The organism is Acinetobacter sp. SFD (assembly GCF_001647575.1).
Lineage (GTDB): Bacteria > Pseudomonadota > Gammaproteobacteria > Pseudomonadales > Moraxellaceae > Acinetobacter > Acinetobacter pecorum.
Genome location: NZ_LSZJ01000014.1, coordinates 182,758 through 209,018, shown reverse-complemented (window position 1 = coordinate 209,018; position 26,261 = coordinate 182,758). Strand labels below are relative to the sequence as shown.

General features: G+C 43.2%; 23 protein-coding genes and 1 pseudogene. 10 read left to right on the top strand and 14 right to left on the bottom strand.

Annotated elements, in window-relative coordinates:
- The first annotated feature begins 170 nt into the window (after positions 1 to 170).
- Positions 171 to 959, top strand: a complete 789-nt coding sequence (locus AY605_RS12180; RefSeq protein ID WP_064096648.1) for an rRNA large subunit pseudouridine synthase E — start codon at positions 171 to 173, stop codon at positions 957 to 959.
- 8 nt (positions 960 to 967) lie between these two features.
- Here the strand turns inward: AY605_RS12180 and AY605_RS12175 are convergent, their stop codons facing one another.
- Together AY605_RS12175 and AY605_RS12170 are read right to left on the bottom strand one after the other, a co-directional pair.
- Positions 968 to 2,341, bottom strand: a complete 1,374-nt coding sequence (locus tag AY605_RS12175) for a heavy metal sensor histidine kinase (protein ID WP_064096647.1) — start codon at positions 2,339 to 2,341, stop codon at positions 968 to 970.
- Positions 2,338 to 3,009, bottom strand: coding sequence for a heavy metal response regulator transcription factor (locus tag AY605_RS12170; RefSeq protein ID WP_064096646.1), 672 nt, complete (start codon positions 3,007 to 3,009; stop codon positions 2,338 to 2,340). Before AY605_RS12170 ends, AY605_RS12175 begins: the two co-directional genes overlap by 4 nt.
- A gap of 120 nt (positions 3,010 to 3,129) precedes the next feature.
- On the opposite strand from AY605_RS12170, the gene AY605_RS12165 reads away from it, so the two are divergent.
- Together AY605_RS12165 and uraH are read left to right on the top strand one after the other, a co-directional pair.
- Positions 3,130 to 3,627 carry a GlcG/HbpS family heme-binding protein gene (locus tag AY605_RS12165; RefSeq protein ID WP_064096645.1) on the top strand — a complete coding sequence of 166 codons (498 nt, stop codon included), beginning with the start codon at positions 3,130 to 3,132 and terminating at the stop codon, positions 3,625 to 3,627.
- 71 nt (positions 3,628 to 3,698) lie between these two features.
- Positions 3,699 to 4,097, top strand: a complete 399-nt coding sequence (gene uraH, locus AY605_RS12160) for a hydroxyisourate hydrolase (RefSeq protein WP_064096644.1) — start codon at positions 3,699 to 3,701, stop codon at positions 4,095 to 4,097.
- A gap of 383 nt (positions 4,098 to 4,480) precedes the next feature.
- Here uraH and AY605_RS12155 read toward each other — a convergent pair whose 3' ends face one another.
- Entirely contained in the window at positions 4,481 to 6,184 is a 1,704-nt protein-coding gene (locus tag AY605_RS12155; protein WP_064096643.1) for a M61 family metallopeptidase, read from the bottom strand.
- A 175-nt stretch (positions 6,185 to 6,359) separates the two neighbouring features.
- On the opposite strand from AY605_RS12155, the gene AY605_RS12150 reads away from it, so the two are divergent.
- From AY605_RS12150 to slyD, 3 genes are all read left to right on the top strand, one after another.
- The gene (locus AY605_RS12150) at positions 6,360 to 7,673 is read left to right on the top strand and encodes a D-alanyl-D-alanine carboxypeptidase family protein (RefSeq protein WP_064096642.1); all 1,314 of its coding nucleotides are present in this window, start codon (positions 6,360 to 6,362) and stop codon (positions 7,671 to 7,673) included.
- Between the two features lie 243 nt (positions 7,674 to 7,916).
- On the top strand, positions 7,917 to 9,203 hold the full coding sequence (locus AY605_RS12145; RefSeq protein WP_064096641.1) for an NAD(P)/FAD-dependent oxidoreductase: 1,287 nt from the start codon (positions 7,917 to 7,919) through the stop codon (positions 9,201 to 9,203).
- Positions 9,204 to 9,339: 136 nt separating this feature from the next.
- A complete protein-coding gene (gene slyD, locus AY605_RS12140) occupies positions 9,340 to 9,822 on the top strand; it encodes a peptidylprolyl isomerase (RefSeq protein WP_064096640.1) in 483 nt (160 codons plus the stop codon).
- Positions 9,823 to 9,992: 170 nt separating this feature from the next.
- On the opposite strand, the gene AY605_RS12135 is transcribed toward slyD, so the two are convergent.
- The 6 genes from AY605_RS12135 to AY605_RS12110 form a co-directional block, all read right to left on the bottom strand.
- Entirely contained in the window at positions 9,993 to 10,766 is a 774-nt protein-coding gene (locus AY605_RS12135; RefSeq protein WP_064096639.1) for a M48 family metallopeptidase, read from the bottom strand.
- Positions 10,767 to 10,878: 112 nt separating this feature from the next.
- The gene (locus tag AY605_RS12130; protein ID WP_064096638.1) at positions 10,879 to 11,187 is read right to left on the bottom strand and encodes a hypothetical protein; all 309 of its coding nucleotides are present in this window, start codon (positions 11,185 to 11,187) and stop codon (positions 10,879 to 10,881) included.
- A gap of 153 nt (positions 11,188 to 11,340) precedes the next feature.
- The gene (locus AY605_RS12125) at positions 11,341 to 12,660 is read right to left on the bottom strand and encodes an adenylosuccinate synthase (RefSeq protein ID WP_064096637.1); all 1,320 of its coding nucleotides are present in this window, start codon (positions 12,658 to 12,660) and stop codon (positions 11,341 to 11,343) included.
- A gap of 70 nt (positions 12,661 to 12,730) precedes the next feature.
- Complete coding sequence (locus AY605_RS12120; RefSeq protein ID WP_064096636.1) at positions 12,731 to 13,897, bottom strand: ATP phosphoribosyltransferase regulatory subunit; 1,167 nt, start codon at positions 13,895 to 13,897, stop codon at positions 12,731 to 12,733.
- Positions 13,898 to 14,380: 483 nt separating this feature from the next.
- Positions 14,381 to 14,692, bottom strand: coding sequence for a hypothetical protein (locus AY605_RS12115; RefSeq protein ID WP_064096635.1), 312 nt, complete (start codon positions 14,690 to 14,692; stop codon positions 14,381 to 14,383).
- 192 nt (positions 14,693 to 14,884) lie between these two features.
- A complete protein-coding gene (locus AY605_RS12110; protein ID WP_064096634.1) occupies positions 14,885 to 15,907 on the bottom strand; it encodes a type I glyceraldehyde-3-phosphate dehydrogenase in 1,023 nt (340 codons plus the stop codon).
- Positions 15,908 to 16,296: 389 nt separating this feature from the next.
- Between AY605_RS12110 and alaS the strand changes: the two genes are divergently transcribed.
- The 3 genes from alaS to csrA all read left to right on the top strand — a co-directional run bounded on the left by alaS (position 16,297) and on the right by csrA (position 20,840).
- The gene (gene alaS / locus AY605_RS12105; protein WP_171254969.1) at positions 16,297 to 18,990 is read left to right on the top strand and encodes an alanine--tRNA ligase; all 2,694 of its coding nucleotides are present in this window, start codon (positions 16,297 to 16,299) and stop codon (positions 18,988 to 18,990) included.
- Positions 18,991 to 19,054: 64 nt separating this feature from the next.
- On the top strand, positions 19,055 to 20,335 hold the full coding sequence (locus AY605_RS12100) for an aspartate kinase (RefSeq protein WP_064096632.1): 1,281 nt from the start codon (positions 19,055 to 19,057) through the stop codon (positions 20,333 to 20,335).
- 250 nt (positions 20,336 to 20,585) lie between these two features.
- Positions 20,586 to 20,840 (top strand): carbon storage regulator CsrA, encoded by a 255-nt coding sequence (csrA, locus tag AY605_RS12095; protein ID WP_064096631.1) that lies wholly within the window; start codon positions 20,586 to 20,588, stop codon positions 20,838 to 20,840.
- Between the two features lie 94 nt (positions 20,841 to 20,934).
- Here csrA and rnhB read toward each other — a convergent pair whose 3' ends face one another.
- Positions 20,935 to 21,558, bottom strand: a complete 624-nt coding sequence (gene rnhB / locus AY605_RS12090; protein WP_265732886.1) for a ribonuclease HII — start codon at positions 21,556 to 21,558, stop codon at positions 20,935 to 20,937.
- A gap of 22 nt (positions 21,559 to 21,580) precedes the next feature.
- Positions 21,581 to 21,952 (bottom strand): hypothetical protein, encoded by a 372-nt coding sequence (locus AY605_RS12085; RefSeq protein WP_064096629.1) that lies wholly within the window; start codon positions 21,950 to 21,952, stop codon positions 21,581 to 21,583.
- Positions 21,953 to 22,169: 217 nt separating this feature from the next.
- On the opposite strand from AY605_RS12085, the pseudogene AY605_RS12080 reads away from it, so the two are divergent.
- Positions 22,170 to 22,734 (top strand): annotated as a pseudogene (locus AY605_RS12080) (cytochrome b).
- Positions 22,735 to 22,777: 43 nt separating this feature from the next.
- On the opposite strand, the gene AY605_RS12075 reads toward AY605_RS12080, so the two are convergent.
- The 3 genes from AY605_RS12075 to AY605_RS12065 all read right to left on the bottom strand — a co-directional run bounded on the left by AY605_RS12075 (position 22,778) and on the right by AY605_RS12065 (position 25,578).
- Positions 22,778 to 23,131 carry a hypothetical protein gene (locus tag AY605_RS12075; protein WP_081406371.1) on the bottom strand — a complete coding sequence of 118 codons (354 nt, stop codon included), beginning with the start codon at positions 23,129 to 23,131 and terminating at the stop codon, positions 22,778 to 22,780.
- Positions 23,132 to 23,176: 45 nt separating this feature from the next.
- Complete coding sequence (locus AY605_RS12070; protein ID WP_064096628.1) at positions 23,177 to 24,178, bottom strand: adenosine deaminase; 1,002 nt, start codon at positions 24,176 to 24,178, stop codon at positions 23,177 to 23,179.
- 77 nt (positions 24,179 to 24,255) lie between these two features.
- On the bottom strand, positions 24,256 to 25,578 hold the full coding sequence (locus tag AY605_RS12065) for an NCS2 family permease (protein ID WP_064096627.1): 1,323 nt from the start codon (positions 25,576 to 25,578) through the stop codon (positions 24,256 to 24,258).
- Between the last annotated feature and the right edge of the window lie 683 nt (positions 25,579 to 26,261).

The following is a 26,261-nucleotide window of genomic DNA, read 5'->3' as shown; positions in this document are numbered from 1 at the left end:
TGACAAATCTTAAATAATTGCCAATTAGGCAATACTTTCAGCTGTTCTTAACGCATAATATTCTAATCCAGATTTGTTGTTTTTGAGATTTATACGGGAAATAACAAAGTTTCCCTTTTAAATAAACCTCTACATTTTTTAAATTAATGTAATTATAGAAGTTATTTCCTATGAAAATCGTCATTCTAAACAAACCTTATGACGTCCTCTCCCAATTCCGTCCGGATGAAAAGCATCCTACCATGGCCGATTTCGTCAACGACAAAGATCTGCGCCTTGCTGGCCGTTTGGACATGGACTCAGAAGGTCTGGTTTTTCTCACCGATCACGGTGGTCTCAACCAATATATCACCAATCCTGCCAATAAAAAGTTTAAAACTTATATGGTGCAGGTTGAAGGTGATATCACTGACGAGGCCCTTGAACAGCTTCGTAAAGGTGTTGAACTGAAAGATGGCATGACGCTTTCTGCACGTGCTGAAAAAGTGTCTGAACCGGAATGGTTGTGGGAGCGTAATCCTCCTGTTCGTTTCCGTGCCTCTGTTCCGACGTCTTGGGTGGAGATTTCCATCTGTGAAGGTCGTAACCGTCAGGTTCGTCGCATGACTTCTGCTGTCGGCTTCCCGACCTTACGTTTGATCCGTACCAAAATTGGTGAGATTGATTTGGTTCGTATGGGATTGCAGCCGGGTGAGACCAGAGAAATTGAGCCATTACTTTACCCTGACTTCCAGAATATCCCTGCTGAAGAACCATATCGTTCACGTTCTTATGTGAAGAAGCCGGGGGGTACGGGTGGCAAACCAATCGTTCGCAAGAACAAAGATGGTTCCGTGAAAAAGTCTGGCACCAAACGCATCTGGCAAATGGACGAAAGCGAAAAGCCGAAACGTCGCACCAATGGTACTACTCGTCCAAATACCAAGGCACCACGTGGTCGTGGCCGGGGTCGTGGTTAAAGCCCAGCCTATTCATCAGGTAGTGACAGGCTAAACATCACGCCAGACGGCGTATTTTCTACAGTTGTTCCCCCCTGATGGAGCTGCATAATCGACTGCACAATGGCAAGGCCCAGACCACCCGTCTGGGCTTTTTCATGTCGGCTGTCATCTATCTGATAAAAACGGTCAAATAAATGCGGATGATGCTCATCTGCAACCCATACCTCTGGCGTCAGCACCGATATTTTGATGCGATGATTCAGTCGCTGTGCCGACACACTAATCTCACTCCCCGGCTGACCATAAGTAATGGCATTGCTGATCAGATTGGCAACTGCGCGCTGTAATAATGCGGTGCTGGCAGTCAGACTTAAATCTGCTGCAACATTAATTTTTAAACGCATCTGCTTTTCTTCAGCCAGAAAACTGAAGTACTCAAGTAATTCTTGCAGCATCTCATTCAGATTGAAATGCTGTTTTTCAACCGTAAATCCACCATGCTCTACCCGCGCGATAAACAGCATGCTTTCAATCATCTGGCTTAGGCGTTCATATTCTTCCAGGTTGGAATAGAGCAGATTTTCCAGTTCAGCAGGCTCGCGCGGCCGCGATAACAGAATCTGTGTCTGCCCGATTAAATTGTTTAATGGCGTGCGAAGTTCGTGCGAAATATCCTCAGAAAAACGTGCCAACTGCTGATATGCAGACTGAATATTACCGAGCATATCGTTCATGGCCTGACTCAGCTCTTGCACCTCAAGCGTATTACTCTGAACATCAATGTGCTGATTGGGCTGCTGAATATTGACCTGTGCTGTCGCCAGCATCAGCTGACGCATTGACTTGAGAATATAGCGTCCAGCCAACCAGGCCATAAAGGTCGAGAGCAATATACCAAGCAGACTATAGAGCACCAGTTTTGATAAATAGGTTGCCAGTGCCCTTTGTCCTTCTGCCAACTGTTTACCCGCTACTAGCTGGTAGCTGCGACCATCAAACTGCACCTGTTTAAAAGCCAGACGTGTTGAAGGATGTTCAGCCTGATTATTCTGAAACTGTAATTTGGAGGAATAATGCAATGTCGGAATATGAACCTGCAAAGGATTGATTTCGATCAGACGACTATTCTGATACTGCAGCAGCAGTAAATTATCTTCCTGTCCCAGCATATTTTCATATAATTTGGGATGCTGGACCAGAAGTTTGAAACTCTGAGCATCTTCAAGAAAAATCTCAATCCGGGAAATACGAGCGGCCAGCGCCTGATCCTGCTGGGTCTGAATCATCTGTTGCATATTTTGATAAGACAGCAACGCCACACTCAGAAACACCACGCAAGACACCAGTGCAAATGCAATACTTAAACGTGTTGCCAACGGCAATAACACTGGGTTTTTCATGGACATTCATCTAGCTTATAACCCATGCCACGTACAGTATGGATCAGTTTTGGCGTGTAATGATCATCAATTTTGCTACGCAGCCTGCGAATAGCCACATCGACTACATTAGTATCAGTATTAAAATTGATATTCCAGACCATGGACGCAATCTGGCTCCGGGTCATCACCTGTCCCTGATGCTCCATTAACAATTGCAACAGCGCAAATTCTTTCTGGCTCAAGTCGATCTTTTGTCCGTTACGGGAAACCTCATGCTTTAAGCGGTTCAATACCAGATCTGAAACCTGATAGGCCTCCTGCTCCAGACGCGGCACACGGCGCAACAGACTTTTGATTCGGGCCAGTAATTCAATATAGGAAAAAGGCTTGGTCAGATAATCATCGGCACCAAACTCCAGTCCTTTAACCCGATCTAGCACATGATCACGTGCAGTGAGCATTAATACCGGAATCTGGCTAAAAGTTCGCAGGGTGTGTAATACCTGCCAGCCGTCCAGGTCCGGCAGCATCACATCAAGCAGCACCAGATCAAAAGACTGTTGCTGCAAACACGATAATGCACGCACGCCATTTTCTGCGATGGCCGTACTATAACCTGACTCATTCAGTCCTTTTGCCAGATATTCAGCAATCTTGACTTCATCTTCTACAATTAAAATATGCATGTCAGTAGTTTAGCTGTTTTTAGCTAGTTCTAGATTACAAATTGGTAATCTGATTGTCATGCTGTACTGGTGGATTTTTTTCTAAGATAGCCCCAGTAGCCAATTGCATGAAAGATAACCATGAAAATTTCAATCGCCAACACAACCCTGCCCTTGCTCAGCAGCGTATTACTACTCAGCTCACTGGCGCATGCAGAATTTAAAACGGCACCAGTCATGTCGCTAGAAGTAGCAAAGCTCATGGCCAGCAACGTCATGCTTGCTTGCCAGAAACAGGCCAAGCCGGCGGCAGTCGTTATTCTGGATCAGGGTGGCAACCTGCTGGCCAGCCAGCGCCATGAATCTGTCGGCATTCACAACCTGATTGCAGCGGAACGGAAAGCTTTCACCGCGTATTCAACTAAAACCAGCACACTGGATTTTATGCGCAATGCCCAGAAAAATCCGGATGCACAGAATCTGAATAGCTTGCCTGAATTGCTATTACTGGGTGGTGGTGTCCCTGTCATTTACCAAAACCAGATTGTAGGCGCTGTAGGCGTCGCAGGTGCAGGCGGCTCAGTACAGGATCATCAATGTGCCAATAGCGGCATTCAAATCACCTTAAAGCAGCTTTGATGTCTTTTAATTAGTAATTTTTTTATTCCTTTGATTAAACATTATTCCGTCATTCCACCGAGGAACACAATATGAAAAAAATCTTAATCGCGACTCTTGCCACTACTGCAGCAACTCTTTCTTTTGCCCAGAACCCGCTGAGTGTGCACGTGCTGAATCTGGAAAATGGCTTGCCTTCTCCAAATGTAGAAGTGACGCTGGAAACACAGAAAAATGGCAAATGGGTACAGCTTTCACAAGCAAGGACTAATCCTCAGGGTCGTATCACAGCACTATACCCAGAGAATAAAACCTTTGATAAAGGAACCTACAAAGTGACTTTTAAAACTGGTGACTGGTTTAAAACCCAAAAGCAAAACAGCTTTTTCCCGGAAGTACCGGTGATTTTTGAAGTAGATGGCTCAGTCAATCACTATCATATCCCGCTGCTATTAAGCCCCTATGGTTATTCAACCTATCGCGGCAACTAAGCTCTCCCACTTAAGGCCCACCCTCTTTGGGCCTTCCTTTTTTTTCTTATTATTCTTTTATTAAAATGCCATTTACGATTCATATTTAATGATCTAAAAAATAAAATGTATTCAAAAAAGGAGCTTTGCATTGGATTAGCAAGTTAACCAGATGTTTAATCAGGACCAAGAGGTCTTTGCGATACATTGACTGCTATAAGCAAAACGCAAAACCAATAATGGTCGTACTAGCATTTTATGATATTCAAATGAGGAATCAGCATCATTAAATCACAGCTAAATTCAATGGAACTTCCTGACCGCTCATTAAATAAATATCATGTTGATATTTAGTCAATAAAAAAACCGATGCCTAAGCATCGGTTTTAAAGTTTGAAATTGAATTAAGCTTTAAGCCACTTTTCAGCTTTGGCCTGATCTTCAACTTTCAATTCAACTTCAGTCAGTTCAGAACCGCCTGCCTGAACTTCAAAAGTCATCAGCTCATCTCGACGGAACGCATATACTGTAAAACTACCATTCTGTTTTGCATAGCTTTCGAGAAGCTTGGTCGTGGCTTTTAGACCGTCAATCGCAATAATCATGTCATTGGCAGAAAGACCGGCCTGTACAGCCACAGCATCACGACGAGCAGATTGAACCAGTACACCTTCCGGCTTATCTGCCAGCTTTAAGCCGAATGGCAAAGACTTGTCATTTTTCAGGCTATAACCAATACCAAACTCAGGTAAGAGCTGATCCAGCGGCAGTTCATCTGTCGTATTGATCAAGTGATTAATCTGTTCTGACCAATCATCACCTGTCAGTTCTTTGCATAATTCAAAGATTGTCCGTTCGTGCACCTGAATACCATTTTGCGCATTTTCATACAAACGGCGCATTAAGGCATCCAGACTTGAACCACGTAAACGCAGTCCCAAGTCCAGACATAGCGCTACCAGACAACCTTTGTTGTAATAGCTGGTTCCGGCATTAGTGGAGTTTTCATCCTGACGGTAGAATTTCACCCAGGCATCAAAACTGGATTCAGACACTGACTGAATCGCACGTCCCGGATTTTGCAAATAACGGTCAATCTGTGCTTTTAACAAAGCAATATACGATTCCTGATTAATCACGCCGCTACGCAGCAAAATCAAATCATCGTAATAGGAAGTAAAGCCTTCAAATATCCACAGCAAAGACGTATAGCCTTCTCTGTTTAGATCATAGTTCACGAAGTTTTCAGGTCGAATAAACTTCACCAACCATGAATGGAAATATTCATGGCTACATAAGCCGAGGAAACGCTGATAATCTTTTGAAGGTTCTTCAGGTTCATTGGCTTTCGGCAAGTCATCGCGTGGTGTAATCAGGCTGGTCGAGTTCGGATGTTCCAGCCCCCCATAGCTGTTGCCGGTTGCCATCGTCATAAAAGTATAGTCCGCAAACGGTGCTGAACCAAACATGGAAATTTCTGTACGACAGATTTTTTCAATGTCCTGCTGCATACGCGTAGCATTCATGGCGTGTTTACCGGACACTACAAATTCATGTGGAATACCATTTGCTTCAAAACTGAAACGGGTTTGTTCTGCCAGCTCAAATGGCGCATCAATCAGTTCGGCATAGTTTTTAGCTTTCAGCGTGAAACGGCCTTTGACCAGACTTTTGGCCTGCATGCCGGTTGCCAATTGGAAATGCTTTAATTCATCTGGCAGGAAGATTTCCAGTTCAATTTCTTTATTTTCCTGACCTTCCAGCCCCAGACATGCACAAGCCGGGTTCACGTAGAGACGATTTTGATCCACGTATGCACCACGAACGGACAGGTCATAGGCATAGACATCATATTCCACCGTAATCAGCTCATGATCGGTGTTGAATAAACGCCATTTATTCTTTTCAAACTTCTGGATTTGTAGCTGGCGCCCATCTTCATCATAAGCCTTGACCGCTTCAATATGTTTGGAAAATTCCCGGATCAGATAGCTTCCTGGAATCCAGGTCGGCAATGACAAGACTTGCGTCGGATCAGCAAGAAAGCGAACAGTTACGTGAATAAGATGCTGACGATAATCGTCAAATTCGATTTGATAATGCAACATAATAGACGATATAAAATTAAAATAAATGAGATATAGCTTAGCTTAGCATTTTTTAAGCCAAGATGGTTTAGCTGTCTTATTTGTCTACATTTACGACTAGCTATCTGTATAAAAAAGGCATAGCATGCGTGAAAATTAAATCGTTCAACACCCAGCGGGTTATCAAGGAACACCATTGAAATACATCATCTCACTGATTGCGGTTTTCAGTTTATTTATTTCTGCATTTTCCCATGCTGCCCTACTCAATATTGTGCCTGAAAGCGTTGAAGCTGAAGCCTGGACCATTCTGGATTCACAATCTGGTCAAGTTATTGCCGAGCATAATGCTGATGTTCAGCGGGCTCCGGCCTCGCTAACTAAAATGATGGTGGCTTATATTGCCTTGAAGGAAATTGAGGCCGGAAAATTAAATAAAAATGAAGTTTTAACCGCGACTTCTGTGGTGAAAAATGTGATGTGGGATGAGTCACAGATGTACCTGAAAGAAGGTGATCAGATTTCAGTCGATCAGCTTCTGGCGGGCTTAATTATCATGTCTGCCAATGATGCTGCAGTCACGCTGGCTGAGAAAATTTCGGGTGGTATTCCGCAGTTTGTTGAACGCATGAATCAGGAAGCCAAAGCGCTGGGCATGCAGCATACCAATTTCCAAAATCCGGCAGGTATTACCATGCCTGAACATTATTCTACTGCCGCAGATTTGGCCAGACTATCTATGGCAGTCGTCAATCAAACTCCGGATTATCTGTATTATTCCAAACAGCCAAGCTTTACCTATAACCGACATTTTCATCGCGCAACCAACCGTGTGCTTCAAGTAGATCCTACCGTGGATGGTTTAAAAACCGGTTTTACCCGTGCAGCAGGCTACAATCTGGCGCTGACGGCCAATCGTGTCATGGCAGATATTGAAATGCCGAACCGACGTCTGATTGTGGTAGTACTGGGTACTAAAAGTGCGGCAAAACGTGCTGAAGTATCGCATAAGCTGATGAATCTGGCCTATACCTATACCCGTAATGAAGTAGCGATCAAAGATAAACAGCTACTGGCTGAGCTGCCTGTAATCAAATCAACCTTAAAAATGTTTAAGGTGCAGACCAAGCAACCGCAGATTATTACCACTTCTTTATATGATCAGGGATATAGTATCGACCTGAATCAATTCGACCAGACCAATCAACGTATTATGCTGAATACAGGTGATGGCATTTTAAGAAGTATCGAACCCTTACAAGAAACCCAGACCCATATCAGTGTGGAAGTAAAGGCATCTGAGCTCATTGCGCCCTTGGCGACTATCATGCCTCTGGCAACCATTCAGGTCTATCAAAATAACCAGTTAATCCGTACTATCCTGATTGAAGATCATGTCGAAATTGAAGAAGCTAACCTGTTTCAGAAATTCTTTAGCTGGCTGCAAGGTTTATTTACTTTCTTTTCAGACTCTACACCAAGCGTAAAGCTTTATCCTCTAAATAAATAATAGCGCTAGCTGTCAAGTTAACTGTTCTTTAAGCCAGAAGATTTTTTCGCTGATCTTCTGGCAGATTTTCCTTTCTCCCTGCCTCACACCCTCAAGACAGGGAAACTTACCTGCCCTCACAGAATTGCTACGTTTTGTAATGTGTATAACAATTTTAACCAAGACGCGATCTGGCCCATGCCATAGTATATTTTCTTTCTATTTCTCTTATTTTTATTAAAAAAATAAACAGGTTAATCATATATGACAGCACATAAAATCGTGATTGTGGGTGGCGGTGCCGGTGGTCTGGAACTGGCGACTCAGTTGGGTGATAGCTTGGGTAAAAGCGGTAAGGCCCAGATTATTCTGGTCGATCAAAAACTGACACATATCTGGAAACCGCTGCTGCATGAAGTGGCTGCAGGTACCTTAAATCCACATCAAGAAGAAACCAATTATTTTGCTCATTCAGCAGCACATCATTATGAATTTGTCTTGGGTACATTCACAGGACTAGATCGTGAAGCCAAACAGATTCTGGTCGAAACAGAATATTTCTCCAAAACAGCCCAATCCAAGAAAAACCAGCATATTTCCTATGACACACTGGTACTGGCCTTGGGTTCTACCTCGAATGATTTTAATACCGAAGGGGTAAGACAGTTCTGTCATTTTCTCGACAGCCGTAAACAGGCGGATGTTTTTCAGCAGGACATGTTGCATCTCTATCTGAACGCACAGCATGAAGCTTCGAATCGTGAACTGAATATCGCGATTATTGGTGCCGGAGCAACCGGAGTAGAACTGGCAGCGGAGCTGGTAGAAGCCAAACATAATTTCTTTAAATATGGTTTAAACAAGGTTGACCCGAAAAAAGTAAAAATCACCTTAATTGAAGCGGCGGATCGCATTCTGACGGCACTCTCACCTAGAGTTGCTGAACACACCATGCAACAAATGGAAAAGTTTGGCATTGAAGTCTTGACCGGTCATCGGGTGGCCAAGGTCGATGAAGACAAGATTTATTTTGCAGATGGTTCAAGTCTGGATGCCGAGATTAAAGTCTGGGCCGCCGGTATCAAAGCACCTGAAGTCTTAGTGCAACTACAAGATATGGAAAAGGACAATATTCACCGATTGAAAGTCTATTCCACCCTGCAAACCAAATCTGATCCAGACATCTTTGCTTTTGGTGACTGTGCACATTGCCAACCTGCAGCAGATGAACCGGTATTGGGTCCACGTGCACAAGTCGCCAGCCAGCAGGCCAACTTTCTGGCCAATGCCTTAAAAGCCCGGATCAATGAGGAAAACTATTTGCCCATGTTTAAATTTTCTGACAAGGGTTCACTCATTTCCCTAAGTCAGAATAAAGCCGTTGGGGAATTACTCGGTCAGGTCAATGTGCAAGGCTTTGTCGCCAAATCAATGTATGTGTCCTTGTACCGGATTCATCAGGCAACCATTCATGGGTATGCGCATGCGGGCATTCTAACCGCAAAAGATTTTGTTACACGGAAAATATCTCCAAAGCTGAAATTGCATTGAAATTCCAGAATTTGACCCAATCAATGAAAAAATCGTCAATAAAATTGTCGAATTGCGTTTTTTTGCTAATTTTAGTCTACAAAAACGCAATTTCACTTTATGATGTACCCTTAAAAAATTGAATGGATCAATTAACATGACTGCTATTGCAAATAACCACGTGGTTTCTTTCCACTACACATTGACTAACGCAGAGGGTGAAACTCTCGATCAATCTCAAGGTGAACCACTTGCCTATTTGCACGGTGCAGGTAATATCATCCCAGGATTAGAAAACGCGCTAGAAGGTAAAACTGTAGGTGATAAATTCACTGTAAACGTTCCAGCTGCTGAAGGTTATGGCGAATACAATCCAGACCTAGTTCAAGAAGTTCCTGCGCAAATGTTCCAAGGCGTAGACAATATTCAAGCAGGTATGCAGTTCCAGGCTCAAACTGATGACGGCGTGCAAATCGTAACTGTTAAAGCAGTTGAAGGCGACAATGTTGTTGTTGATGCTAACTTCCCACTTGCTGGTCAAGATCTGACTTTTGAAGTTGAAATCGTATCTGTTCGTGAAGCTTCTCAAGAAGAATTAGATCACGGCCATGTACATGGTGCAGGTGGTCACCAACACTAAGATCTTCTGATCGGGTGTGATAAAGGGCAAAGTGCAAACTTTGCCCTTTTTTGTTGCCAAGAAAAATAACTCAAACAATGTCCATCAAAAAATGAGCCATAAAAAAGGCAGGATCAATACCCTGCCCTTTTAATCCCATCAAGATCTTTTTTCAAAGAATAATCATTGGATTATTTGTTTTGGTTATAAATCTGCATTGCTGCTGGCAACTGTTGACGCATCTGTCCAATACGCTGGCTATTCGATGGATGCGTAGACAGGAAAGCGACTCCGCCCCCACCTTCTAATTTATTCATTTTTTCCCACAGGGTAATGGCTGCATTCGGGTTATAGCCTGCACGCGCCATCAGCATCAAACCGCCTTGGTCAGCACGACTTTCCAGATTACGCGAGTACGGCAAACCAATCCCGATCTGACTACCCAGCTGTGCAGCTGCAGCGCCGCCCTGACCTACACCTGCTGCACTCAGGCCAATTCCCAAGGCCAGGTCAGTGAGGGCCTGCGCGCCGATTTTCTGCTTAGAGTGCTCTTCTAAGGCATGTACCATTTCATGACCCATAATTGCTGCAATTTCAGCATCAGTCAGATTCAGTTTATTCACAATACCAGTGTAGAATACGACTTTACCACCCGGGGCAACAAAGGCATTGACCTGGTCAGATTTAAGTACAGCCAGTTGCCACTGGAATGGCGTACCGGTTTGATTCATTTGGTTAGCAATCGGCTTCAAGCGATTAAACACGGTATTAATACGTTTATATGTGGCTGAACTGGTATCCAGCTGACCTTTATTGCGCGCATCATTCACCATGGCATTATAGCTTTGGCTGGCAGATGCATTTAAAGTCGCAGTATCCGCCCCGGCAATATCGGCAATGGTAGTACAACCCGACAATGTCACCACTGTGGCAGTGGCCATACTTAATAAAAGTTTATTCTTCATTATAATTAACTCTACCTTAGCTCAAGCTTAATTTACATTGTAAAAATTATAAGGGAAAGCATGCAGTAGCTAAACGTATAATTACTCCATCTTCTTATAAATTATGTAATTTTTAAGCCAAGTACTGTATCGCTAACCAGTAAATCAGACAAATAATATTTAAGCCCAGATACACCTGACTGAGAGGTTTTATTTTCTGTTCAAGTATTTCATCTTTACGTTTGAAATATAAAAAAGCATTTTGTAGCAAGATAACAGGCACCAGAATGCAGGCAATAATGACGCTGAGACCAATGAGTGCAGTATAAATAATCTCAGGATTTTGGGTTTGCGCACGAATAATCATCATGGCAATTGTTGGTGCCCCGCCCATCGCGAATAATAATGAATAAAACATGGTCGCCGATATATTTTTTTGCATCCTGATGCTCATTTTTCTTTCTTTATATATCGATATGTTAAAGCACATCACGCCGGATTACCGATGCAACTTTAGTCTTGAAATAACTACATAATTTCAACCTATAAAAAAACCCATCCGAAGATGGGTTTTTTTATTGAAGCTTAAAACAAATTAAGCATCGAATGGATGGCGAAGAATGATGGTTTCTTCACGGTCTGGACCCGTTGAAATGATGTCGATTGGACATTCAATCAATTGCTCAAGACGTTTTACATAGTTCAATGCAGCTTGTGGCAACTGATCCAGTGATTTCGCACCAAAAGTTGACTCAGACCAGCCTGGCATAGTTTCGTAAATCGGTTTTAAAGTTTCGAATGCAAGCGCATCAGAAGAACCGACACAACCAGAATCTGCAGCTTCATAGCCTACACAGATTTTCACTTCTTCCAAACCGTCTAGAACGTCAAGTTTAGTCAGGCAAATACCAGAAAGTGAGTTTACATCGACTGAACGGCGTAGAATTTCAGCATCGAACCAGCCACAACGACGTTGACGGCCAGTAGAGGCACCAAATTCATTACCAATCGTACCGAGGTGTTTACCAATCGCATCACCTGTGTCATTTGCAGCGTCATACACCAACTCAGTTGGGAATGGACCTGCACCTACACGGGTTGTGTACGCTTTGGTAATACCCAGTACATAATCAAGATGCAATGGACCCAGACCTGAACCAGAGCTTACGCCACCAGCAGTTGTATTCGAAGAAGTTACATACGGATATGTACCGTGGTCAACGTCAAGAAGTGAACCTTGCGCGCCTTCGAACATGATGTTGTCACCGTTTTTACGGTAGTTATGCAACTCAGTAGTTACGTCCACAACCAGGGGAGCAACAACCTTACGCCATTCGTCACACAGTGCCAGCACATCTTCTAGTTTAACTGCTTCAACACCGTAGTATTGAGTTAACTGGAAGTTATGGTAGTCCAGTAGTTCAGTCAGCTGAGCTGTAAGATGTTCACCACCACGTACCAGGTCAGCAACACGTACTGCACGACGTGCCACTTTATCTTCGTATGCAGGACCGATACCACGACCTGTCGTACCAATCTTCGCATTACCACGTTTTTTCTCACGCGCCTGATCAAGTGCGATGTGGTTTGGCAGGATAAGTGGACAGTTTGGAGAAATGCGTAAACGTTCTTTAACAGGAACGCCTTCTTTTTCAAGAATGTCCATCTCTTTGATGAGCGCTTCAGGAGAAAGAACCACACCGTTACCAATTAAGCACAATACGTTTTCACGTAAAATACCTGATGGAATGAGGTGTAAGACAGTTTTCTTACCACCAACCACAAGAGTGTGACCTGCGTTATGTCCGCCTTGATAACGAACTACCGCTGCCGCTTGATCTGTGAGCAGGTCGACGATTTTACCTTTACCTTCGTCGCCCCATTGGGTACCAAGTACCACAACATTCTTGCCCATAATAGCCTCATTACATCATGCTGTTAAAGTTGAAAGCCCCACTCAGTGACATGAACACTGAGCCAAGCAATTAAATCGTTTTGACTGTCCACTCGCCATCTACACGCACCAGCTGGTGCGTCGCATATGGTACAGAGCTTAAATCATCATTACCCAGTAACTGAATTACACTCAAGCCTTGTGCACGGAGGTTCTGAATTGCCTTCAGAAGATCTGCATCGTTGCCTTTAGGTGCAACTACCACCTGTATCGTATCAAACTGGCCTGCACTTAAAGCATATAAGTCACACGAGAAGCCAGTTGCAGGACGGGCACGCCCAAAATGCTCACCAATGCCATCATAACGGCCGCCTTGTGCCAGTGCAGCTGCACGGTTCGGCGCATACACGGCATACATCAGACCAGTATGATAATGGTACGAACGCAATTCAACTACATCAATACCAATGCTCAAGTTTGGCCAACGGGTCTGAACTTCATCCCTGGTGATTTGTAGTGCCTCAAAAGCTTGCTTGAATGCCGGATTTGCCAGCACTTCGGCGCTTAGATTTGCTTGCAATGCATCCAGGTCACTGGCATAGCGCCCAAGTGCATAAAAATCCTGACCAAATTTCAGCTCTGCCGTGAATTCTTCTAATTCCGGTAAAGCCTTGCGTTGGTATAAATCAGATAATTGCTGCTCAGCAACTTTGTTCAGGCCTGCTTGAGCCACCAGACTGCGGAATAAACCGACATGACCTAAGTCCAGATGAATACCATCTGCCTGGCCTGCCTCCTGAATCAGACTGATCATCAAGTCGACCATTTCAACATCGGCATCGATGCTGTCTGAACCAAATAGCTCTGCACCCAACTGTAGTGGCGCACGCGAGGTATTAAAGCCGCGAGGTTTGGTATGCAGGACGGTTCCTGCATAACAGTACCGTGCAACACCTTCCACTGGATGTACATGCGCATCAATACGAGCCACTTGTGGTGTCATATCGGCACGCACACCAAGTAAACGACCAGAAAGCTGATCGATCACCTTGAAAGTGGCTAAGTCTAAATCTTGATTCGATTCTGAGAGAGAAGATAGAGATTCGATGTATTCAATGAATGGCGTGTACACCAGCTGATAACCTCGAGATGCAAGGAAATCCAGTGATTTACGGCGCAGGCTTTCAATGACTTGCGCTTGTTCTGGTAATACATCAGCTACACCATCAGGTAATAACCATGTCTCTGAAATGGGCATGTTGTAAACCTAAATTCTTGTCAGCGCGGAACGAATCCGCATAAAAAAATCGGGAGCACACCCGATTTCTCCTAGTCTAGCACGATAGTTTTGGCTGTGCATCGCAAATTTTATAATTTTCGCCACCTGATGAAAGGATCAACAATTGTGTCAACTATCAGCATTTTATTGCATCTTAAAAACACAAAACCCAGCATTAAACCAAGGATAGTCCTATCATAATTTTTACCGTTTACACTGAGATTTCAGTTTTATCCCGTGACGGCAGAGAATTTAAGTTAAATAATGCATCTGGAACTTATTATCAGAAACCAGATCTGCTCATCCGCGTCTGAAAAACAATCGCGCGTAATCAAATGAGAATTGGGTCTATCAGCTGTGCCAGTACTTGACTTTATCCCCTCCATTTCACAGTTTATGCAAAATGGTTTTATCTGGCTGAATGCTCTCTATAGTCTGGTACTGCCCCCTTTCAAATGATCTTTAAAGGGGGTGGGATGATTTCTGGGGATCAACCACTTTAGTCAGTAAACTGACCAGCTCCGCATTTTGCAACTCAACCTGCTGAAGCTTTGTTGTGGTCTGATCCAGTACTTCCTGTTGGACATGCATTTTTTTGGCCAGATCCTGCATAATTTCCAGAGTCTTTTTTAAGTTTTCTTCAAGATGCGCGACTTTTTCTTCAACTGGCACACCTTGCTCGGTACGTGGCTCATCATTCTGATTAAACTGCAGCCAGATCAGAAAAATCACCGCCAAAGTCAGCAGTATAATAAAACCCCAAACCATCATCATGTGCTTGCTCTTATTTCATTTTATTGTTTTTATCTTAACGAAAAATACTGCAGATAATCTAACTAATTCAGCTTCAAATACTGATTTTCGATCAATTACAGCCAAATTCTCCTAAAAATTGGCTGGCAAAATATTCTGGACATGAAAAAAGCACCTTATCTTCGGTGCTTTAGGGATTTAAATAACTCGAACTTAATGAAATGATTCACATAAATCTAATAAACGGTTGGCATAGCCCCATTCATTATCATACCAGGCAAAAACTTTAGCTTGGTGTCCAACCACCAGCGTCTGAGTCAAATCCACAATCAGTGAATATGGAGAATGATTAAAATCACTGGATACCAAAGGCTCATCTGTTACCGCCATGATTTCTGCGAAGTCCTGCCGGGCAGCCTTGATCAGAACTTCATTCAGCTTGTGATCGGTAATCGGTGACTGAGAAACAAAGGTCAAATCAATTGCAGCGACATTAATAGTCGGCACCCGAATCGAATAACCATCGATACGATCTTCCATTTTCGGCATTACCCGCTTTAAGGCACCCAGTGCGCTCGAAGTCGTAGGAATGATGTTATGGCCCGAGGCACGTGCACGACGCAAATCACGATGTGCATGATCCAGTACCGATTGATCCGCCGTAACAGCATGGATTTCGGTCATCAGGGCGCTATTGATACCAAATGCATCATCGACAATTTTGACCAGTGGTACCAAAGCCTGTGTAGTACAAGAAACACTGGAAATGATCTGATCCGATGCTTTGACTTCATGATGATTGACACCATAGACAATCGCAGCATCCACCGTATCAAAAGGTGCGGCACCGATAATCACACGTTTCGCCCCTGCCTGAATATGCTGGGTCGCGGCTTCACGGGAACGGAACAGCCCGGTACATTCCAGCACCACATCTACAGCCAGATTTTGCCAAGGCAGTTTTGCCGGCTCGGCTTCACACAAAACCTGTACTTTTAAAGCGGCATCTTTATAGCTGATATGCAGATAAATATGTTCAGCATCATAGCTAAGATCTACCTGCCCTGAAAAACGGCCATGGGTTGAGTCATATTTAAACAGATGAATCAGGGTTTCAACATCGGCAATATCGTTAATGGCTACGATTTCAAAGTTAAAATCTTTCGGATTTTCAAACCATGCACGTAGTACATTCCGTCCAATACGCCCAAATCCATTGATTGCCACTCGTTGCATGACTCAACCTTTAATATGCCTATTTTAGAACTCTTCTATGTTAAAGGATTTCTTGCGCCGTACATTAAAAAACTTCAGTGAAAATACTGATTTTCGATTATTTTCTTTCTGATAGATCAGGTTCTCTCTGCATCATTTAAAATTCCAGTTATTTTTCAAGAGATGAAATTATCGGAATTTTGCCCTTAGAAAGATTCAATTTAACTATTTAGCAAAAAACCTAAGCACATAAATCCTTAGCAATTGGTTTTAAAATGATTGGTGCGTACTGCTTTTTCCGTTATAATTTGGCGTTTTAAATTTTTAAGCCCCACATTGCAGCAGAGCTTTTGTATGCTTGTCAGACTGTGGTGTTTTTGCCAAATCGGAAATTATGGAGTGACTTGGTTGTGAGTACTCGTTTTATGACATCAGCTGAAATTCGTGAAGCATTTTTGCGTTACTTTGAATCGCAAGGGCATACACGTGTCGCGTCGAGTTCTCTAGTACCCGCCAATGACCCAACTTTGCTGTTCACCAATGCGGGTATGAACCAGTTTAAAGATTGCTTCTTAGGTCTAGAAAAACGCGATTATGTCCGTGCCGTATCATCACAGAAATGCGTACGCGCAGGTGGTAAACACAACGACTTGGACAATGTGGGTTATACCGCCCGTCATCATACTTTCTTTGAAATGCTAGGTAACTTCTCGTTTGGTGACTACTTCAAGCGTGATGCGATCAAATTTGCCTGGGAATTCTTAACGAGCGATGAATGGTTAGCACTACCTAAAGATAAACTCTATGCCACTGTGTACCACACTGATGACGAAGCATTTGATATCTGGAACAAAGAAATCGGTCTAGATGCCAGCCGTATTATCCGCATTGGCGACAACAAAGGCGGTCAATACGCATCAGACAACTTCTGGGCAATGGGCGATACCGGTCCTTGCGGTCCTTGTTCTGAAATTTTCTTTGACCACGGTGATCATATCTGGGGTGGCCTGCCAGGCACGCCTGAAGAAGACGGTGACCGCTTCATCGAAATCTGGAACAACGTTTTCATGCAGTTTAACCGTACTGCAGATGGTGTATTACACCCTCTTCCAGCGCCTTCTGTGGATACAGGTATGGGCTTGGAGCGTATTTCTGCAGTTTTACAACACGTTAACTCAAATTATGAAATCGACCTGTTCCAGCACTTGTTAAAAGCTGCTGCTGAAATCATCGGTTTAGACACTTCTGAACTTGAAGCGAAAGCACAGGCTGAAGGCAAGCCCGTGGATTATCCTGCATCTTTAAAAGTGGTTGCCGACCATGCACGTTCATGCTGCTTCCTGATTGCTGACGGTGTAAACCCGTCTAATGAAGGCCGTGGTTATGTATTGCGTCGTATCATCCGTCGTGCAGTTCGTCACGGTAATAAACTGGGTGCGACAGGTTCATTCTTCTATAAGATGTTACAGCCTTTGATTGAAGTAATGGGCGAAGCATATCCTGAACTGGAAGCCAACAAAGCACGCATCGAAGCACAACTTCTGAAAGAAGAAGAACAGTTTGCCAAAACACTTGAGCAAGGTTTGAAATTGCTTGAAGGCGAACTAGCAAACCTGAAAGGTTCTGTGATTCCAGGTGAAGTGGTATTTAAGCTTTACGATACTTACGGTTTCCCGACTGACTTAACCGCTGACATCGCACGTGAACGTGATTTAACGATTGACGAAGCTGGTTTCGAAACTGAAATGGCTGCACAACGTCAACGCGCTCGTGATGCAGGCAAATTCGCAATCGACTATAACTCTGTTGTGAAAGTTGAAGGTGAAACTCAGTTTGAAGGTTACGATGCAACTGCGAGTGAAGGTCAAATCATCGCAATCTATAAAGATGGCGAGCAAGTTGACGAAGTGGTTGAAGGCGACGAAGCACTGATCGTATTGAACCAGACTCCTTTCTATGCAGAAAGCGGTGGTCAAATCGGTGATACAGGACTCTTCAAAAACGATACTGGTATTTTCGAAGTTCAAGATACCAAGAAATCTGGTGGCGCGTTTGTACACCAAGGTATCGTGACCATGGGTAACCTGAAAGTTACTCAAAATGTAGAAGCAACAGTAAAAGCAGATATCCGTGCAGCAACTGCGCGCAACCATTCTGCGACTCACCTTTTGCACGCTGCCCTTCGTCAAATCCTGGGTGCACACGTCCAGCAAAAAGGCTCATTGGTTGCATCTGACATTTTACGTTTCGACTTTGCCAATGACCAACCGGTGACTTTTGAGCAGCTTCAAGAAATTGAACGTCTTGTGAATGCTGAAGTCATCGCAAATACTGAAGTAACGACTGAACTGCTAGACATCGAATCTGCGAAAGCCAAAGGTGCGATGATGCTGTTCGGCGAAAAATACGGTGACGAAGTTCGCGTACTTACTATGGGTTCAGTGATTGATGAGAAAAATTTCTCAATCGAACTGTGTGGCGGTATTCACGTAAAACGCACTGGCGATATCGGTCTGTTTAAGATCACTTCTGAAGGTGGTGTGGCAGCGGGTGTACGTCGTATCGAAGCAGTGACTGGTACCAAAGCAGTTGAAGTAGCTCAAAAAGCAGATCGTGATATCAACACCATCAACGGTCTATTAAAAGCTCAAAAAGATCAAACGATTGAGAAAGTTGAAGCACTGGTTGATACAGCATCAAGCTTGCAAAAACAGATTGAACAACTCAATCAAAAATTGGCAAGCCTGCAAGCCGGTGAACTTTTAGGCCAGGTTCAAAAAATTGCAGGTCGTCAAACACTCATCACAACGGTTCAGGGTATGGATGCGAAATCACTGCGTAACCTCCATGACGGCGTGAAATCTAAATTAGAAAATGCAGTTATTGTTCTTGCAGGTGTAGAGGGTGACAAGGTGAGCTTGATCGCATCTGTTGCAAAAGACTTTACTGCTTCTATTAAAGCAGGTGACATCATCAAACACTTGGCAACTGAGCTCGGTGGTAAAGGTGGTGGTAAACCTGACTTGGCACAAGGTGGCGCACCACTTAACGAGAAGTTTGCTTCAGTGATGGCTGATTTACCAGCTTGGCTTGCAGCAAAATAAAAACTTCATTTTGTGTAACTGACCCTGATAGGAATATCAGGGTCATGGTTTATATGGAACAACTATGGCATTAATCGTTCAAAAATATGGCGGTACCTCTATGGGTACTCCAGAGCGCATTTTAAATGTTGCTCGTCGTGTAAAGCGCTGGCATGACCACGGCCACAAGGTAGTGGTGGTTGTATCGGCAATGAGTGGCGAGACCAATCGTCTGCTTGCTTTAGCGAAAGCCATTACCGAAACCCCTGATCCGCGTGAACTAGACCAAATGGTTTCTACGGGTGAACAGGTAACGATTTCCATGCTTGCAATGGCGTTGAATTCGATCGGGGTTGAAGCTAAATCTTTGACTGGACGCCAGGTTGGCATTAAGACTGACAGCGCATTTACCAAAGCCCGTATCGAGTCGATTGATACTGACGTATTGACTAAAAATCTGGACGCGGGTCGTGTAATTGTAGTTGCCGGCTTCCAGGGCTTTGATGCTGACGGCAACACAACAACTTTAGGTCGTGGCGGTTCTGATACTTCAGGTGTGGCACTGGCTGCTGCACTCAAAGCTGACGAATGCCAAATCTATACTGACGTTGATGGCGTATATACCACTGACCCTCGCGTTGCACCAAAAGCGAAAAAAGTCGATCGTATTTCGTTTGAAGAAATGCTGGAAATGGCATCACTTGGTTCAAAAGTTCTACAAATTCGCTCTGTTGAATTTGCGGGTAAATACCAAGTACCTTTACGCGTACTTTCAAGCTTTGACAATGACAATGATGGCGCGTTTGACGAAGAATTTAAAAACAACGTTGGCACACTTATTACGACTGAATTGGAAGACAACATGGAACAGCCAATTATCTCTGGTATCGCGTTCAACCGTGACGAAGCTAAACTGACTATCCTAGGTGTGCCTGATATTCCAGGTATTGCATCTAAAATCTTAGCACCGATTGGCGCTGCGAATATCGAAGTCGATATGATCATCCAAAACGTTGAAGAAGATGGTACGACTGACTTCACATTCACTGTAAACCGTGGCGAACTTGCAAAAGCAAAAGCAATTCTTGAAGCAACCGCTAAAGAAATTGGCGCACGTGAAGTTGCGACTCGTGATGATATCGTAAAAGTATCGATCGTAGGTGTAGGCATGCGTTCTCATGCAGGTGTAGCGAGCAAAATGTTCACCGCCCTGGCTGACGAAGGTATTAACATCCTGATGATCTCGACTTCTGAAATCAAGATTTCAGTCATCATTGAAGAGAATTATCTTGAACTTGCTGTACGTTCATTGCATACCGCATTTGGTCTAGACCGTGAACAAGGCGAATCTAGCGCACGCGCTTAAGCGAAAAAACAAAATATTGTCATTGTTTGACACTATTTTATAAAACTCTACAAAAATGCAGAGCCGCTATAGTTTTTTTTATAGTGGCTCTGTTATATTAAGCATGAGGATTTTTAACCAACTGAGATAGATTAAAGTCTTTCATTCAGGTGACAGAATTTCTATCCAGATATTATTTTATAATTTTTGGTTGTGCTTTTTATTTTACATTCAATAGATTGCAGGTTTTGCATTTTGCAAGGAGAAAAACATGCTGATTCTGACTCGACGCGTCGGGGAAACTTTAATGATTGGTGACCAAGTCAGCGTGACTGTACTTGGTGTAAAAGGTAATCAGGTTCGTATTGGGGTGAATGCTCCTAAAGAAGTCTCTGTGCACCGTGAAGAGATCTACCAGCGTATCCAGCATGAACGCGCAATGCATGAACATCTTCAACATATCGATCAAGATTACCAGCCTTCTTTTGAAGATGATAATCAGACACAAAATAACTTTAACCGTTAATTTTTGTGTAAATCATAAAGCGGCTTTTTTAGCCGCTTTAAATTTCTCTGCATGTTATATCAGTACTCTAAATAATTAAAAAATTTAATAAAGTCTAAAATTTTACCTCTTGCTGCAATGCTGCGATCACTTTTTTTACCGGTCCAAAACTGCGGCGATGTTCATCAATGACACCGTGCAGGGCAATCGCTTCAAAATGCGCCTTGGTTGGATAACCTTTATGCTTGGCAAACCCAAATTGCGGATGCTTCTGATCCATCTCGATCATCTGGTGATCTCGGGTTACTTTAGCCAGAATACTGGCTGCTGAAATTTCAGCATGCAGCGCATCACCCCCAACTACAGCATCACAGCTCATCGCAAGGCCCTGTGGAATCTTGTTGCCATCGACCAGCACATGCTCAGGCTGAACTGGCAAAGCTTCCACAGCGCGACGCATCGCCAGCAAAGAGGCCTGTAAAATATTATGCTCATCAATCTCTGCTGCAGAAGCCTCAGCAATAGCCCATGCTAGGGCTTTTTCCCGAATTTCGATAAAAAGCTTTTCACGCTTCTTTTCAGTAAGCTTTTTAGAATCATTTAAACCCTCAATCGGGTTATTCGGATCCAAAATAACTGCCGCAGCGACAACCGAACCCACTAATGGCCCACGCCCTGCTTCATCTACACCAGCAATTTTCATGTCTTTCTTCCATAAAAAATAGGCTGAACCGGTCAGCCTATTTCAATTTAATCTTGGCTTAGTTTACAGCTTCAGCTACACAAGCGTTAATGGTTTTTGCCACCACATTGCCGACAATCGTCGCACGTGCTGCCGGGTCAATTGCTGCAGTTGCCAGATCTACCGCCGTTACGTTCTGTGGTGCTTTTTCACTGACACAGCCGCAAATTTCAGTCTGGATATCCTGTTTTTGTGTTGTAGTCATGAGACGTGTTGCTGTTTGCCATGCCGGAATATTATTCAGCTCAGTCGTACATTTTGCATTGATCGCGATTTTAAGCGCAGCCCCACCCAGTTGCTGAGTCGTGGTTTGGGTCTCAGGACTGCCTGTTGTTGCACAAGCCGATAAAACCAAAGCAATTGGAGCAAGTGCAATCAATAATTTTTTCACAGATCTGTTCCTTGTTTATTCATATATGAAGCGTGACGCTATTGTGCCGAAATTCACCTGAATAAGAAATCTAAAAATCATCCTGAATGTTTAATCTGCACCCAGCCATTTCAATGGATGTTGCATGAAAGCCACCATAGCGTTGCAGATTTGGAATTGCTGAGCTGATTTGCCCCTTGCTAAGGTGCATCCATCTTTGAGGGCCACAGAAAATCACATGGAAAAAGTACAATATTACACACGCACGGCACAATGGCTGCACTGGATCATGGCGATTATCTTTATTGCAGCGTGGCTGATTGGTTTTTATAGTGGGAATTTTTTAAGTTATGAGGTTGATGTCAGCGTTAAAGGCGATATTATCACCCTGCATAAAAATATCGCTACCACCATTATTTTCCTGCTGGTTGTACGAATTTTCTGGCGCTACACCCATCCTGCCCCCGAACTACCTGACACCCATGTCATCCCGGATGAAAACTTTAGCACATGCAGGTCATCTGGCTTTGTATTTCATGCTGATTGCCCTACCTGTCACCGGCTGTTTATATAGCTGGAGTCTGGGCTACCCAGCACCGGTGCTGTATTTATTTAAGCTTCCGGCACTGATTGCAGAAAATCCGGCTGTGACCGCCATCGCAAAACCTCTGCATATCTGGCTTTCCTAGGCGGTGGGACTCCTTTTAACCGGACATATTGCCGCAGCACTGAAACATCATTTTCTCGATAAGGATCACGTACTCACCAGCATGACGCGACAATCTGAATCTTCTAAAAAATAAACTGCAAAACCACATTCAATTAGCTTTCATTGGAAAGCTGATTTTATTTCAAGAACTCGGTCATGCAGCCTTTCAGACTGTTTGCAATTGCTTGTTGAGTAAGCTTTGACTTTACTTCTTCATCGAGAGTTGCTTTAAGCAAAGTGCTGGCTGGAATATCTTTAAGCGCATGCTCACCCACACAGGAACACACATTCTGTTCAAGTTCAGCTTTGTTTTTATCCTGTATAAAATAAGTCGAGGCGGTCCAGAATTTAGATGCTTTCAGCTCTTTTCCACATTGGTATTCAATCACGGGTTTTAAGGTACGTTGTGTCAAAGTCATATCCGCATTTGAGCAGGCAGATATCAACACGCTACTGATGAGTAGAATTACATATTTCAATTTCATATCCATCTATAAAAACAAAGGCAGAGCGTACCCTGCCTTTTATTTGAAAACTTAAACCAGAGCACGGATCTGGTTGATCCATTGTTCTTTAGCAGCATCGGTAATAAAAGAGGCTTCAAATGAGTTGATGGCCAACTGCTTGAGTTCCTCATTACTTAAGTCCAGCGCTTCAGCAATGGCAATAAAATTGTCATTCATATAACCGCCAAAATAGGATGGATCATCTGAATTGACCGTAACATGCACGCCCTGCTGCAAGAGGCGATGGATATTATGCTGCTGCATGTCATCCACGACGCAAAGTTTCAGGTTTGACAATGGACAAACGGTCAATGGCATCTTTTCTGCAATCAGGCGTCGCATTAATTCAGAATCTTCTTCCGAACGAACTCCATGATCGATACGATTGACTTTGAGCAAATCCAGCGCCTCCCAGACATAGGCTGCCGGGCCTTCTTCTCCTGCATGCGCAACCACTAAGAAGCCTTCATCTCGTGCTTTAGCAAAAACACGTTCAAACTTTGACGGTGGATGCCCGACTTCACTTGAATCCAGACCGACTGCAATAATCTGGTCTTTATAAGGCAAGGCCTGTTCCAGTGTTGCAAAAGCAGCATCTTCACTTAAATGACGCAAGAAGCACATGATCAGATGTGAACTGATACCCAGTTTAGTTTTGGCATCATCACAGGCTTTTTGCAAGCCGTTGATCATGGTTGCAAAAGCAACGCCACGATCAGTATGGGTTTGTGGATCAAAGAACATTTCAGTATGCACGACCCGGTCTTCAGCACATTTTTCAAAATACGCCCATGCCAGATCATAAAAATCCTGTTCATGAATCAGTACAGCAGCACCAGCATAATAAATATCAAGGAACGACTGAAGATTATGAAAGTTATACGCCTGTTTAACTTCCTCGACAGATTTATACGGGATAGCAATCTGATTACGCTGAGCGATTGCAAACATTAACTCAGGCTCAAAGGTGCCTTCAATATGCACATGAAGTTCTGCTTTTGGCAAAGCTCGAATCAACTCGAGACGGTTCATCATTTCTCCTCGTGAAACCCTTAAATAATAAAAAAAGGGTGCAAACTGAGTCTACACCCTTTCCAAATCCAGAAAAATTAGCCGCCAAATAGTGCGAATTTAAGCGTCCATAGTAGTGCAATAATCCAGACCATATACGGCACAGTTGCTGCTTTACCAGTCAGCAACTTGATCAATGCATAGCTAATAAAGCCCATTGCTATACCATCCGCAATCGAATAGGTAAATGGCATAAATACAATGGTTAAAAATGCAGGAACTGCTTCTGTAATATCTTCCCAATCAATATGTACGATACCCTGAATCATTAAGACACCAACAAATAACAACGCTGGGGCTGTTGCAAAGCTTGGTACAGACTGTGCCAATGGCGCAAGGAACAAACAGGCAACAAACAGGATACCGACGACTACAGCGGTTAGACCTGTACGCCCACCAGCTGCTACACCTGCAGAAGATTCAATGTATGGTGTCGTCGATGAAGTCCCTAGAGCTGCACCTGCAACAATTGCAGTAGAGTCAGCAAAAAGTGCTTTTTTCAAACGTGGCAGTTTGCCATCTTTTAACAAGCCTGCACGGTGCGAAACACCTACGAGTGTACCGGTGGAATCAAATAGATCGACCAGGAAGAAGACAAAAATCACGCCAATTAAACTGGCAGTGAATAGACCTTCAAAATTCATTTGCATGAATGTTGGAGCAAGTGATGGAATTGCACCCACTACACCCTGAAATTCATTATAACCTAGTGCAGTTGCAATAGCCGTCACCACCAGAATACTAATGATAATTGCACCACGGACTTTGAACTGGTGCATTACCACCACAAGCAAAAATCCTAAAAGTGCCAGTAATACCGAGGGTTGTTTCAGATCGCCCAAGCCGACTAAAGTAGCCGGATTATCCACAATAATACCGGCATTTTTTAACGCAACCAGCGCCAGGAATAATCCAATACCTCCTCCAATCGCGAGCTTTAGCGACATCGGAATAGCATTGACAATAGCCTCACGTATTTTGAACATGCTGATCGCAATAAAAACCAGACCTGACACAAAAACTGCGCCTAATGCGGTTTGCCAAGGCACTCCCATTCCCAAACATACAGAATAGGTAAAGAAGGCATTCAAGCCCATACCTGGTGCTAGGGCAATTGGATAATTCGCAATCAAACCCATGACCAAACAGCCAATTGCTGCTGCAAGACAAGTGGCAACAAAGACAGCCCCATGATCCATCCCCGTTTCGGACAAAATCATTGGATTGACAATAATGATGTAACACATCGTTAAGAACGTGGTTACACCTGCCAGAACTTCTGTACGGAAACTGGTTTTGTTTTCACTCAGTTTGAACAGACGTTCAAGCATACTTTCTGAAGATGGATTAGGAGTCGTCATGACCTAGCCCCTATTGAGTAAACTTTATGCTTTAAGCATGCTGTCAAATAAATGAAATTTTATAAAAAAATTCATCAATTTTAAGGATGTGTTAGCAACGAATATGCCAGCATAGCCATTTGACGGGTTAAAATGTTGGAACAGCTTACAGCCCACCCAGGGCTATGCTATAAAAACCCAAAAAATCTAAACAAAAAAGCTGCATAATTTTTATGCAGCTTAATTTCAAGATTTAAATCAAATGGTTAACAAGATGATATCTGCTTCATCTTGATTGTGGGCAAATTATAACACACTGATTTCTTATTGCTTCTTAGATTTTTACAGTTTATTAGAAATTAATATATTCTAAGCGAATACTTCAAAAATTCATTATATTTATTATTAATTTAATTTTATTATTTTATTTAAATTTTAAACCCTGAAGCTAAGTAAGCTGGATTAATGCCGATGCCGGTTGGATTCCAATAATTTGTTTGAATCACGCCCCTCACTCAAGACATGACGGATCTTTTCATATTTCCTTATTTCTGAATGTTTATGGACGCAAAATCCCAATAAACTGATTATTAAGGCAAAGACAGGAATAGCATATATTTTCATTCTTATTATGCCGCTTTGTAACATTATGAAATTATGCTAACAAAAAACATAACAAACTTGTGACATACTTTACATTTAAC

Coding starts and splice junctions, on each gene's coding strand:
- AY605_RS12075 (WP_081406371.1), bottom strand. CDS start 23,131: ATGGATATGAAATTGAAATATGTAATTCTACTCATCAGTAGCGTGTTG.
- AY605_RS12180 (WP_064096648.1), top strand. CDS start 171: ATGAAAATCGTCATTCTAAACAAACCTTATGACGTCCTCTCCCAATTC.
- AY605_RS12145 (WP_064096641.1), top strand. CDS start 7,917: ATGACAGCACATAAAATCGTGATTGTGGGTGGCGGTGCCGGTGGTCTG.
- AY605_RS12165 (WP_064096645.1), top strand. CDS start 3,130: ATGAAAATTTCAATCGCCAACACAACCCTGCCCTTGCTCAGCAGCGTA.
- AY605_RS12125 (WP_064096637.1), bottom strand. CDS start 12,660: ATGGGCAAGAATGTTGTGGTACTTGGTACCCAATGGGGCGACGAAGGT.
- AY605_RS12120 (WP_064096636.1), bottom strand. CDS start 13,897: ATGCCCATTTCAGAGACATGGTTATTACCTGATGGTGTAGCTGATGTA.
- AY605_RS12175 (WP_064096647.1), bottom strand. CDS start 2,341: ATGAAAAACCCAGTGTTATTGCCGTTGGCAACACGTTTAAGTATTGCA.
- slyD (WP_064096640.1), top strand. CDS start 9,340: ATGACTGCTATTGCAAATAACCACGTGGTTTCTTTCCACTACACATTG.
- AY605_RS12100 (WP_064096632.1), top strand. CDS start 19,055: ATGGCATTAATCGTTCAAAAATATGGCGGTACCTCTATGGGTACTCCA.
- AY605_RS12135 (WP_064096639.1), bottom strand. CDS start 10,766: ATGAAGAATAAACTTTTATTAAGTATGGCCACTGCCACAGTGGTGACA.
- AY605_RS12115 (WP_064096635.1), bottom strand. CDS start 14,692: ATGATGATGGTTTGGGGTTTTATTATACTGCTGACTTTGGCGGTGATT.
- AY605_RS12130 (WP_064096638.1), bottom strand. CDS start 11,187: ATGCAAAAAAATATATCGGCGACCATGTTTTATTCATTATTATTCGCG.
- AY605_RS12170 (WP_064096646.1), bottom strand. CDS start 3,009: ATGCATATTTTAATTGTAGAAGATGAAGTCAAGATTGCTGAATATCTG.
- AY605_RS12065 (WP_064096627.1), bottom strand. CDS start 25,578: ATGACGACTCCTAATCCATCTTCAGAAAGTATGCTTGAACGTCTGTTC.
- AY605_RS12070 (WP_064096628.1), bottom strand. CDS start 24,178: ATGAACCGTCTCGAGTTGATTCGAGCTTTGCCAAAAGCAGAACTTCAT.
- AY605_RS12155 (WP_064096643.1), bottom strand. CDS start 6,184: ATGTTGCATTATCAAATCGAATTTGACGATTATCGTCAGCATCTTATT.
- AY605_RS12110 (WP_064096634.1), bottom strand. CDS start 15,907: ATGCAACGAGTGGCAATCAATGGATTTGGGCGTATTGGACGGAATGTA.
- uraH (WP_064096644.1), top strand. CDS start 3,699: ATGAAAAAAATCTTAATCGCGACTCTTGCCACTACTGCAGCAACTCTT.
- csrA (WP_064096631.1), top strand. CDS start 20,586: ATGCTGATTCTGACTCGACGCGTCGGGGAAACTTTAATGATTGGTGAC.